We start from the raw sequence: 11,379 nt of genomic DNA, 5'->3' as shown, positions 1-11,379 counted from the left end.
GGTGGGGTCGCAGGCGTCCGGTCGGCGGTGAGCAGACGACGGCCGCCCGCTCACCGCCGACCGGTGCTACCCCGTGAGGTAACGCCGCGCTCGCCTGTCCGCCCAGGCCGAAACCCGGGTCCAGCGAAGCGCGTGGCGCACATGGTGCACCGGCCGTCTGTCCTCAGCGGTCCGGAGCAGGTCCCGTATTCGTTCTCTGGCCAGTTCTTCATTGATCAACATCTGATGCTCTTTCCCGGAGTAGGGCGTGGTATCGGGCCGTGGTGGAGCGGTTCGCGGCATGGGACGGTTCCGCCGCGGTTCGGCACGGCCTCGGCCGACGATCGTGTTCATGCGGCACTCCGTTGCCCGGTCGTAGCGGCGACGTCGGCGTTCTTGCGCGGACGTCCACGCGGCCGCTTGCGGGCCACGACGGCACCCCGTTCGAAGATCTCGCCGCCCCAGACGCCCCACGGCTCCCGGCGCGCGAGCGCACCGGCGAGGCACGAGGCCCGGACCGGGCAGGAACCGCACAGGTGCTTGGCCCGTTCGAGCTCGGCGGGGGCTTCGGCGAACCACAGGTCCGCATCACCCGCACGGCACGGCAGATCGGATTCCGGTGTGGTCACCGCGTCGAGCACCGTGGTGACCCGCCCGAATCCCGTCCCGTCGTCGGTCAGCGCCTCCTCTGACGCGGAGGCGGTCGCCGATGGCATGTCCTGTTTCCCTTCGTGTCGTGTCAATCCTTGCTTCCTGAGGACCCATCCCGCCGAATCCGGCCCGGAACAGCAAAAAGGCCGCGGACCCGAGACGGGTTCCGCGGCCTGTGTGAGCCTGTGCCTGGTGACGCAGACGTCAGGGGGCGCGCCCCCGTGGGCACAGCGGAACCCAAAACTGCTTCGCGCTCGGACGATCGGCGAACGCCGGACGGAGAGCCACACCCGTCCCGGCATCGGACACGCCGACGCCGCCGCCGTGCGCGCACAGCATGCGCACGGCGCCCCCGACCGGGGTGGAGGCTCGCCAGGAACGCTGCGAACGTCGCGACGCGCGACGCTCCGCTTCGCCGATCGTGGACAGCGAGATGCCGACGATGTCGCGGTATCGATTGAGCTTCATCTGCGGCACCTCCTCTCGCTGTCCACCCGGTCCACCGTCGTCACACGACGGGCCGGAGATTCACGAATGACTCACCCAGTACCCGCAGGCTATTGCCCCACGAGTGCCGGGGCAACCGAATTTCCGCAAACCTTTCCCGAATCGGGTGAGAACGCCTGTGACCTGCGCGGAAGTCGGCGACGCGCACGGAAGAAGGCGCCGCTCTCAGCTGCCGGTGGAGTGGACCACGGCCAGGACCTCGGCGCCGAAGCGGTCGAGCTTGGTGGCACCGATCCCGGAGATGGCCACCAGCGCACGCTCGTCGGTGGGCCGCTGCTCGGCGATCGCGCGAAGTGTGGCGTCGGTGAAGACGACGAAGGGCGGCACGTTGAGCTCGCGCGCACGCTCGACCCGCCACTCCTTCAGTCGTGTCAGCAGGTCGTGGTCCACGTCGGCGGGACATCTGCCGCACCGCCCCAGCTTGATGTCCATGGTCGACGAGAGAGGTGCGCCGCACACGCGGCACCCCGGTTTGCGTCCGGCTCCCCGCTCGGCGCGAACCCGGGAAGCCGGGTGCTCGTCGGGCACGAGGCCGTGCAGGAACCGGCTCCGCCCGCGATGCGGACGCCCACCAGGGGTGCGCGACAGCGACCAGCTCAACGCGAGGTGCTCGCGGGCGCGGGTGACGCCGACATAGAACAGCCTGCGTTCCTCCTCGATCGCGTCGTCATCGGACGCGTGCTGAATCGGCAGGGTGCCCTCGGCCAGTCCCACGAGGAACACCGCGTCCCACTCCAGACCCTTCGCCGCGTGCAGCGACGCCAGCGTGACCCCGCCGACCTCCGGCGGGTGCTGCGCGGCGGCGCGCTGCTCCAGCTCGCCGACGTAGCGCGAGAGGCCCGCTCCGTCGGTGGTGGCTGCCAGCTCCTCGGCGAGTTCCACCAGAGCATGCAGGCCGTTCCACCGCTCCCGTGCCGCGCCGCCCGGCGGCGGCTGCGCGGTCAGGCCCACCCGGGCGAGCACCCCGCGCACGGCCGGCACCAGCGGGCGCTCGGGCTCAGCACCGTTCTCCCGGGACGCGGCGGTGCGCAAGGCCGACATCGCCTGGCGAATCTCCTCCCGCGCGAAGAACCGCTCGCCACCCCGCACCACGTACGGGATGCCGAAGTCGGACAGCGCTTGTTCGTAGGTCTCGGACTGTGCGTTGACCCGGAACAGCACCGCGATCTCGGCCGGATCGGTTCCCGCGTCGATCAGCTCACGGGCCCGCGCCGCGACCGCGCCGGCCTCGGACGCCTCGTCCGGGTGCTCGGCGAACGAGGGTTCGGGCCCGTCCGCACGCTGCCCCACCAGCGCCAGACGCGAACCGGCAGGCCGGCCACGGGCCGCGCCGATCACCCTGTTCGCCAGCCCCACCACCTGGGGTGTCGAACGGTAGTCCCGTTCGAGGCGCACCACGGTCGCGTCCGGGTAACGGCGGGTGAAGTCGAGCAACGGCCGGGGGGAGGCGCCGCCGAAGGAGTAGATCGTCTGGTTCGCGTCCCCCACCACCGTGACGTCGTCCCGCCCTCCGAGCCACGCGTCGAGCAGGCGCTGCTGCGCGGGCGTCACGTCCTGGTACTCGTCGACCACGAAGCAGCGGTACCGGTCGCGGAACTCCTCGGCGACCCCGCGGTGGTCTTCCAACGCGGCCGTGGTGTGCAACAACAGGTCGTCGAAGTCGAGCAGTCTTCTGTCGGTCTTGATGCGTTCGTAGGCCTCGTACAACCGCGCGACCTTCTCCGCGGGCTGCCCGACCTGACGGTGCAGCCGTGCGGCCACGGCCGGGTAGTCCTCCGGCCCGACGAGGCTGGCCTTGGCCCACTCGATCTCCGCGGCGAGGTCGCGCAGCACCTCGGTCCCGGTGGGCAGGTCGAGCGTGGTGGCGGCGTGGCCGACGAGCCGCAGCTTCTGCCGGTCGAGAAGCTCCCACGGCGCGTCCCCCACGACCCGGGGCCAGAAGTAGCGGAGCTGGCGCAGCGCGGCGGCGTGGAACGTGCGCGCCTGCGCTCCCTCGACGCCGAGCCGCCGCAGGCGGGTGCGCAACTCCCCCGCCGCCCGCGCGGTGAAGGTCACCGCGAGCACCTGGGACGGCACGACGTGGCCCTGCCGCACGAGGTATGCGATCCGGTGGGTGATGGTCCGCGTCTTTCCCGTCCCCGCACCGGCCAGCACGCACACGGGACCGCGGGCCGCGCTCGCGGCGGCCCGCTGCTCGGGGTCGAGCCCGTCGAGCGGATCGCGCAGTCCGGTGCGGAGGGCATCTGCCACGTCCGGCATCCTCGCAGAGGGGACCGACGGACTCACGCCTGCCCGGCCGCCCGTATCCTGGGTGATTATGGCGGGAAAGCAGGACAAGGAAGCGGCCAAGCAGGCCAAGCGCGCGAAGAAGGCGGCCAGCAAGGAGAAGCGTGGCCAGATCTTCCAGGCGTTCAAAATGCAGCGCAAGGAGGACAAGGCCCTCATCCCGTGGATGCTGGGTTCCTTCCTCGTCGTCGCGGGCCTCGTGTTCGGCCTCGGCTGGCTCTTGGGCATCCAGTGGTGGTTGTTGCCGATCGGCGTCATGCTCGGCCTGCTCGCCGCCGTCATCATCTTCGGACGCCGCGTGCAGAAGACGGTCTACGCCAGGGCGGAGGGGCAGCCCGGCGCCGCGGCCTGGGCGCTGGACAACTTGCGGGGACGTTGGCGGGTCACTCAGACGGTGGCCGCGACCACCCAGCTCGACGCCGTTCACCGTGTACTCGGCGGCCCCGGCGTCATCCTCGTGGGCGAAGGCGCGCCACACCGCGTGAAGACCCTGCTCTCGCAAGAGAAGAAGCGCATCGCCAGGTTGGTCGGCGACACGCCGATCTACGACGTCATGATCGGCAACGAGGAGGGCCAGGTCCCTCTGCGCAGGCTTCAGAATCACCTGATGAAGCTGCCGCGCAATCTCAAGCCGAAGCAGGTCGACGCTCTCGAGGCGAAGCTGTCCGCGCTCGGCAACCGTGGCGCGGCCATGCCCAAGGGCCCCACGCCGCAGAACGCCAAGATGCGCAACATGCAGCGCACCATCCGCCGCCGCTGACTCGACCCTCAGCGCAGCAGGACGACAACGGTGCCGGTGGCCCGATCGTGCCAACCGCGGTTGTCCGCGTTACGCACGGCGGCCGGGATGATGAGAAAGGTCAGCACGCATCGCACGGCGGCCCGCCACAGGCCCACCATCGTGGCCCCGTCGAGCCGGGCGACCCGCACGCCGACCACCGTCATGCCCGGTGTGAAGCCGAACAACGAGACGGGAACCACGGTGAGCACCGCCCACGTCACCAGCGCCCACAGGTTGTACTGCTGCATCACGGCCGGATCGGCGTAGTCGGGCCGGAAGTACAGAGCGGTGAGCAGCGAGGCCAGCACCAGGTCGGCGAGCAGGCCGAGGAACCGCCTCCCGGTCCCGGCGACCGAGCGCGGTCCGCGTTCCGGCAGCCCGAGGCGCTCGCCCGGCCAGCGCTGTGCTTCCTGCGCGGCGTCCGCACCGCCGCCCGCCAGTGTCGAGAGCCAGTCGCCCGTCCAACGTGCCACCCGACCAGGGTATTCCTCGCGCGTGTGTCCGGTCGTGCCTGGTCAACCCTGTCCGTATCGGTCCGCTCGTTAACACCGGCGAAACACACGGGTGACGGTCGGGCAACACCCTGCTCTTAGCGTGAGCCGGAGAGAGCACCGCCGCACGAGCGCGAACACGAAGGAGTCACCGAGCGTGTCCACTACCCCAGACGACGTCCTCCGCCAGATCGCTGACGAAGACGTGCGATATGTCGACGTGAGGTTCTGTGACCTGCCGGGCGTCATGCAGCACTTCACCGTGCCCGCCACGGCTTTCGACGCGGACGCCTTCGAGGAGGGCCTCGCCTTCGACGGCTCGTCGGTCCGTGGGTTCCAGTCGATCCACGAGTCCGACATGCTGTTGCTGCCCGACCCGGCCACGGCGCGGATCGACCCGTTCCGGAAGAACAAGACGCTGTCACTGAACTTCTTCGTGCACGACCCGTTCACCCGGGAGCCGTACAGCCGCGACCCCCGCAACATCGCGCGCAAGGCCGAGCAGTACGTCACCGAGTCCGGCATCGCCGACACGGTCTTCTTCGGTCCCGAGGCCGAGTTCTACGTCTTCGACTCGGTGCGGTTCGACTCCTCGGAGAACGCGAGCTTCCACGAGATCGACTCGGTCGAGGGCTGGTGGAACACCGGCCGCGACGAAGAGGGCGGCAACCGCGGCTACAAGACCCGGTACAAGGGTGGTTACTTCCCGGTCCCGCCGGTCGACCACTTCGCCGACCTGCGTGACGACATCTCCAACACGCTGATCCAGTCCGGCTTCGAACTCGAACGTGCCCACCACGAGGTCGGCACAGCGGGCCAGGCCGAGATCAACTACAAGTTCAACACCCTGCTGCACTCCGCGGACGACCTGCAGCTGTTCAAGTACATCGTCAAGAACGTGGCCTGGCAGGCGGGCAAGTCCGCGACCTTCATGCCGAAGCCGCTCTTCGGGGACAACGGCTCGGGCATGCACTGCCACCAGTCGCTGTGGAAGGACGGCGCGCCGCTGTTCCACGACGAGTCCGGCTACGCGGGGCTGTCCGACACCGCGCGGCACTACATCGGCGGCATCCTCTCCCACGCGCCGAGCCTGCTGGCGTTCACCAACCCCACGGTGAACTCCTACCACCGGCTGGTGCCCGGCTACGAGGCGCCGGTCAGCCTCGTGTATTCGCAGCGCAACCGTTCCGCGTGCGTCCGTATCCCGATCACCGGCGGCAACCCGAAGGCCAAGCGCATCGAGTTCCGCTGCCCCGACGCGTCGGGCAACCCCTACCTCGCCTTCGCGGCGATGATGATGGCAGGCATCGACGGCGTGCGGAACAAGATCGAGCCGCCGGAGCCGATCGACAAGGACCTCTACGAACTCCCGCCCGAGGAGGCACGCGACGTCCAGCAGGTACCCGGCGACCTGGGCACCGTGCTCGACACGCTCGAGGCCGACCACGACTACCTGCTGGAAGGCGGGGTCTTCACGCCCGACGTGATCGAGAGCTGGATCGCGTTCAAGCGGGAGAACGAGATCGACCCGCTGCGCCTGCGCCCGCACCCGTACGAGTTCGCTCTCTACTACGACGTGTGAGCTTGTCGCGGCCTCGGTGACGGCCTCGACGACGGCCCCGGTGGCGGGAAACCCCCGCCCCCGGGGCCGTCTCGTCGGTACCGCCGCGCGGTCAGGGTCCGGTGAACATCACCGTGTCGAGACCGTGCCGTTCGAATTGGCCGCGTGGGTCGGCGACGAGCTTGCGCCGGTCGAGGTCCAGCACGCCGAGCGTGCAGCTCACCTCGGCGGACAGGGTGCCGTCGACCTTGCGGATCTCGGAGTCCATCCAGAACACCTTGCCGCCGCCGAACTTGCCGCGGCAGGTGACGTCGACCTCGTCGCCGGAGCGCAGCTCACGCCGATAGGTGATGTGGGACTCGAGCAGGACCGGTGCGAGCCCGGACTCGCGCATACGGTCGTGCGCGCCTCCGGCCTTCTCGAACAGCTCGAGCCTCGCGATCTCGGCGTACTGGTGGTAGACGGCGTGGTTGACATGGCCAAGACTGTCCAGCTCGTAGTGGCGCACCTTGACCCGGACACGAAACGGTTCTTGCTCAGTCACCCGCCCACCCTAAGCGCCGCCCGGAGGGCGTCCGAGCGCTGCCGGAGCCTCCACGCCGCACGTCCGGTCGGGCTTCAGGACTCGTAGAACAGGCGCTCGACGATCGCATGGGCCCGGCGGGTCACCCGGCGGTAGGAGTCGAGGAACTCGCCCGAGTCGTCGTCGGCTGAATAGCCGAACACCCGCGCCACCGCCGCCAGCTCACGGCCGGAGGTGGGGAGCTGGTCGACCGCCTTGCCCCGGACCAGCATGGCCACGTTGCGCGCCCTGGTGGCCAGATGCCAGGCCTCCAACAGCGCGTCGACATCGGACCGCTCCGCGAGCCCGGCATCGGGGAGCGCCCGTAGCGCGTCAGCCGTCGACGTCGTCCGCAGAGCGGGCACCTCGTGGGCGTGCCGGAGCTGCATGAGCTGGACCGTCCACTCCACGTCGGCGAGGCCGCCGCGGCCGAGTTTGGTGTGCGTGGTCCGGTCCGCGCCCCGCGGCATCCGCTCGGTGTCCACGCGCGCCTTGATCCGCCGCACCTCCCGCACCCGGGCCGCGTCCAGCCCGCCATCGGGATACCGCAGTGGGTCGATCTCGGTGAGGAACCGCCGCCCGAGGTCCTCGTCGCCCGCCACGAACCGCGCGCGCAGAAGTGCCTGCGCCTCCCACACCTCGCTCCAGCGGGCGTAGTAGGCACGATACGAGGCGAGGGTGCGCACCAGTGGACCGCTGCGTCCCTCGGGCCGCAGGTCGGCGTCGACCACCAGGGCCGGGTCCTGGCTCGGCGCCCCCAGCGCCGAGCGGACCGTCTCGGCGACCGAGGTCGCGAACCTGACCGCCTCCGCCTCGGACGCCTCCTCCGTCCGTTCACAGACGAACAGGACGTCGGCGTCGGAACCGTAGCCGAGTTCGTCGCCGCCGAGCCGTCCCATGCCGATCACGGCGACGGTCGCGGGTTGTCCGCCCACCTCGGCGGCGCGCTCCCTGATCGCCGCCGCCAGCGCGCTCTGCAACACCGCGACCCACACCGTGGACAGCGCGCGGCACACCTCCCCGACGTCGAGCAGGCCCAGCAGGTCGGCGCAGGCAACCCGCAACAGTTCGTGCCTGCGCAGGGACCGCGCCGCCACCACGGCGGCCTTCATGCCGGGTTGCCTGCCCGCCGCGGCGCGCAGCGACCGCGCGACCTCACCGGGGTCCTTGCCCGCCAGCCGCCCCGGCTCGCCGAGAAGTTGCAGCACCTCGGGCGCGCGGACCAGGAGGTCGGGCACCAGCCGGGATGTGCCCAACACGGTGGCGAGCCTTTCCACGACGGCGGCCTCGTCACGCAGCACCCGCAGGTACCACGGCGTGTCGGCGAGTGCCTCGGACACCCGGCGGTACGCCAGCAATCCACCGTCCGGGTCAGGTGTGTCCGCGAGCAGGTCCAACAGAACCGGCAGCAACGTCTGCTGGATGGAGGCGCGCCGCGACACCCCGGAGGTCAACGCCTGAATGTGCCGCAGCGCCCCCTCCGGCGCCAGGTAGCCGAGCGCGGCGAGCCTGCTCTCCGCCTGCTCGGTCGTCAACCGCAGCGCCGCGGTCGGCACCCGGGCCACCGACTCCAGCAACGGCCGGTAGAAAAGCTTCTCGTGCAGTCGGCGGATGCGCTGGACGTGCCTGCGGAACTCGCCGAGCAGCACGTCGTTGACGACCCTCCCCCGCACGGGGTGCACGCCAGACGCCTTCGCCAACCACCGCAGCTGGTCAACGGCATCCTGTTCGGGGAACAGGTGGGTGCGGCGCAGCCCCCGCAGCTGGAGCCGGTGCTCCAACGTGCGGAGGAACTCGTACGACGAGGCCAGTTCCGCCGCGTCGGCACGGCCGACGTATCCGCCGGAGCCGAGCGCGTGCAACGCCTCAAGCGTCGAAGCCGACCGCAGGTCCGGATCAGCACGCCCGTGGACGAGCTGGAGCAGTTGCACGGCGAACTCGACGTCGCGCAAACCGCCCCGCCCGAGTTTGAGTTCGCGCTCGGCGATCTCGACGGGGACGTGCCTCTCCACCCGGCGCCGCATGTGCTGCACATCGGCCACGAAGTTCTCGCGTTCCGCGGCCGACCACACCAACGGAGCGACCAGCTCGGCGTAGCGCCTGCCCAAAGCGAGATCGCCCGCGACCGGGCGCGCCTTGAGCAAGGCCTGGAACTCCCACGTTCGCGCCCACTTCTTGTAGTAGCTCTCGTGGCCGTCGAGGGTGCGCACCAGCGCCCCCGTCTTGCCCTCGGGCCGCAATGCCGCGTCAACCTGGAAACAAGCGTGGCCCACCACGCGCATCAGAGCCGTCGCGAGGCGGGTGGCCACGGAGAGGTCTCCGTCGCCGACGAAGACCACATCGACGTCGCTGACGTAGTTCAGCTCCCTCCCACCGCACTTTCCCATGGCGATGACGGCGAGCGAACCGTCGGAGGTGGCTCCCACCTCGCGCTCGGCCACCACGAGTCCGGTACGCAGCGCGGCCTCGGCGAGGGCCGTCAGTGCCGCGGTGATCTCGGACAGGCTCGGCCGGTCGAGCGCCGGCTCCACCAGGTGCCCCAGGTCGGAGGCCGCGATCTGCAACAGCACTCCCCGGTACGCGGTCCGCAGCGCGTGCTCGGCGTCGGCACCGCCACGGACACTCCCGTCGTCGGCACGCACCGCGCGGCCCAACACCTCGTCGTAGGTCGCCGCCTCGGGCAGATCGCTCGCGAGCACGCGCCACAACTCGTTCTGGGTCACCAGGAGGTCGGTCAACGCCGTTGAGGACCCGAGGACCGACAGCAGACGGCCGCGCAGTCGCGCGTCGTCGCACAACGCGCGGGCCAGCTCGGGCCAGGTCGCCTCGTCGGCGGTGCGCACGCGGTCCAGCGCGAGAAGTGCCGCGTCCGGGTCGGGCGTCCTGGAGAACGCGGTGAGCACCTCAGCGGCGTCCCGAGCCGGCCCCTCGGGCCCCCACCACCCGGCGGCACGCAGGAGATCCTCCGCACGCTCGTCGGCGAAGCCGTACCGGGCGGCCGACGTGGCCGGCCGAGAGCGCTCAACCATCGCCTGCCACCGCCCGGTGCCGTCGCGACCTCGTTCCCGCGACGCCCTGGACCACCAGCACGGCCGCACCGGGCGCGGGCGGGCGCGGAGCGGGTGGGGAGCTGCCCAACGGGGTGTCACCGGGCATGAGCGGGGTCCGCGCGCCCACGGCGTGGTGTGGTCGCGCGTTCGTGCTCACAACCGTCGGCATGATTAGGCCAGGGGAAGCGTGTACCGGGGTTCGACCGGGGAAAGACGTCCGGCGGCAAGGTCCGCGAAGCGGTGCGCGAACGGGCGCCAGGTCTCCGCGATGTCGTCGTGCATCTCGGCCAGCGCGGCGTCGTCGAAGGCGTCCGGGCGGGCTGAGGACGCCATGTCCGGGCACCGCCGTACCAAGTCGCGCACCACGTCGGGCGTGGTCTCGATGTGGAACTGGATGGCGTACACGCGGCGCCGCAGCCGGTACGCCTGATGTGCGGAGTGCGGCGAGGAGGCCAGCAGTTCCGCCTGGGGAGGCAGCCGTTCGATCACGTCACCGTGGAACTGAAACACGTCCTGCATGAGCGGCAGGTCGGAGAACAGCGGGTCCACCCAGGCCGCGTCCTTCTTGGCGACGAGCTTCGGACCGACCTCGGGGCCGTCGGGGGCAGGCGTGACCCGGCCACCGGCCGCGACCGTGAGCAACTGAGCACCGAGACACACACCGAGCGTCGGCTTGTCCTCGGTCAGAGCCCTGCTCAGCAGACCGCGGACCGACCGAAGCCACGGGTGCTCCGCATCGGCCTCCGCGTTCATCCGCCCACCGAGACATAGCACCGCGTCGTGCTCGTCGAGCTCGTCCGGCACCGCATCGTGCGGCATGTGACGCACGTCGAGTTCGGCCCCCTGCTCCGACAGCCACTCGCCGAGCCTGCCCACGGGGTCACACGGGTCGGGTTCCACGACAAGGATCCGAGGCGCGTTCACGGCCACAAGCCTACGTGGGCGGGGCCCTGCAATGCAGTGGCCGGGCACCGTCGACGAGAACGAAGACAAAAAGGGAGGTGACCGAGTGTCGGCTCGGTCACCTCCCATAAAAAAATCCCCTCCGGGGAAGACCGCGGGCCTTCCCCGGAGGGGTTTGTTGTGTGTTCGGCGGTGTCCTACTCTCCCACACCCGCACGGGTGCAGTACCATCGGCGCTGGCGGGCTTAGCTTCCGGGTTCGGAATGGGACCGGGCGTGTCCCCTGCCGCTATAGCCACCGAACAACCCTGTGAAACAACACCACTGGTGTGTCGGGGTGGTGTTTCAGAGTTGCAGAGTGGGTGCGTAGCATGTTTGTGGTCAAGCCCTCGGCCGATTAGTACCAGTCCACTCGAGAACACATTGCTGTGCGTCCATGTCTGGCCTATCAACCCCATCATCTGTGGGGGGCCTTACCCACTCGAATGGTGGTGGGAGACCTCATCTTGGAACGGGCTTCCCGCTTAGATGCCTTCAGCGGTTATCCCTTCCGAACGTAGCGAACCAGCCGTGCCCCTGGCGGGACAACTGGCATACCAGAGGTTCGTC

At 70.1% G+C, this 11,379-nt stretch carries 9 protein-coding genes, 1 rRNA gene and 1 other annotated feature; of the genes, 2 read left to right on the top strand and 8 right to left on the bottom strand.

Annotation, left to right across the window (positions count from 1 at the left end):
- Nucleotides 1–329: 329 nt before the first annotated feature.
- The 3 genes from SACSA_RS0117615 to SACSA_RS0117605 all read right to left on the bottom strand — a co-directional run bounded on the left by SACSA_RS0117615 (nt 330) and on the right by SACSA_RS0117605 (nt 3,396).
- Nucleotides 330–695 (bottom strand): WhiB family transcriptional regulator, encoded by a 366-nt coding sequence (locus SACSA_RS0117615; RefSeq protein WP_019819052.1) that lies wholly within the window; start codon nt 693–695, stop codon nt 330–332.
- Between the two features lie 139 nt (nt 696–834).
- Complete coding sequence (locus SACSA_RS0117610; RefSeq protein ID WP_408640285.1) at nt 835–1,107, bottom strand: hypothetical protein; 273 nt, start codon at nt 1,105–1,107, stop codon at nt 835–837.
- A 195-nt stretch (nt 1,108–1,302) separates the two neighbouring features.
- Nucleotides 1,303–3,396 carry an ATP-dependent helicase gene (locus SACSA_RS0117605; RefSeq protein ID WP_157596977.1) on the bottom strand — a complete coding sequence of 698 codons (2,094 nt, stop codon included), beginning with the start codon at nt 3,394–3,396 and terminating at the stop codon, nt 1,303–1,305.
- Between the two features lie 58 nt (nt 3,397–3,454).
- Here SACSA_RS0117605 and SACSA_RS0117600 point away from each other — a divergent pair, with 58 nt between their 5' ends.
- On the top strand, nt 3,455–4,183 hold the full coding sequence (locus SACSA_RS0117600) for a DUF4191 domain-containing protein (RefSeq protein ID WP_019819049.1): 729 nt from the start codon (nt 3,455–3,457) through the stop codon (nt 4,181–4,183).
- Nucleotides 4,184–4,191: 8 nt separating this feature from the next.
- Here the strand turns inward: SACSA_RS0117600 and SACSA_RS0117595 are convergent, their stop codons facing one another.
- The gene (locus SACSA_RS0117595; RefSeq protein WP_019819048.1) at nt 4,192–4,677 is read right to left on the bottom strand and encodes an RDD family protein; all 486 of its coding nucleotides are present in this window, start codon (nt 4,675–4,677) and stop codon (nt 4,192–4,194) included.
- 175 nt (nt 4,678–4,852) lie between these two features.
- Between SACSA_RS0117595 and glnA the strand changes: the two genes are divergently transcribed.
- Nucleotides 4,853–6,277 carry a type I glutamate--ammonia ligase gene (gene glnA / locus SACSA_RS0117590; RefSeq protein ID WP_028661991.1) on the top strand — a complete coding sequence of 475 codons (1,425 nt, stop codon included), beginning with the start codon at nt 4,853–4,855 and terminating at the stop codon, nt 6,275–6,277.
- A 91-nt stretch (nt 6,278–6,368) separates the two neighbouring features.
- On the opposite strand, the gene SACSA_RS0117585 is transcribed toward glnA, so the two are convergent.
- From SACSA_RS0117585 to rrf, 4 genes are all read right to left on the bottom strand, one after another.
- Nucleotides 6,369–6,800 carry an acyl-CoA thioesterase gene (locus SACSA_RS0117585; RefSeq protein ID WP_019819046.1) on the bottom strand — a complete coding sequence of 144 codons (432 nt, stop codon included), beginning with the start codon at nt 6,798–6,800 and terminating at the stop codon, nt 6,369–6,371.
- A gap of 74 nt (nt 6,801–6,874) precedes the next feature.
- Complete coding sequence (locus tag SACSA_RS0117580) at nt 6,875–9,847, bottom strand: bifunctional [glutamine synthetase] adenylyltransferase/[glutamine synthetase]-adenylyl-L-tyrosine phosphorylase (RefSeq protein WP_019819045.1); 2,973 nt, start codon at nt 9,845–9,847, stop codon at nt 6,875–6,877.
- A 192-nt stretch (nt 9,848–10,039) separates the two neighbouring features.
- Nucleotides 10,040–10,792: a type 1 glutamine amidotransferase gene (locus SACSA_RS0117575; protein WP_028661990.1), complete on the bottom strand. Its 753-nt coding sequence runs from the start codon at nt 10,790–10,792 to the stop codon at nt 10,040–10,042.
- 163 nt (nt 10,793–10,955) lie between these two features.
- Nucleotides 10,956–11,073, bottom strand: a 5S ribosomal RNA gene (gene rrf, locus SACSA_RS0117570).
- A gap of 86 nt (nt 11,074–11,159) precedes the next feature.
- Nucleotides 11,160–11,379 (bottom strand) — a sequence feature (23S ribosomal RNA rRNA prediction is too short).

It is taken from the genome of Saccharomonospora saliphila YIM 90502, from assembly GCF_000383795.1.
GTDB lineage: Bacteria > Actinomycetota > Actinomycetes > Mycobacteriales > Pseudonocardiaceae > Saccharomonospora > Saccharomonospora saliphila.
Note: the sequence above shows the minus strand (reverse complement) of the source record. Positions and strands in the feature narration are given on the sequence as shown.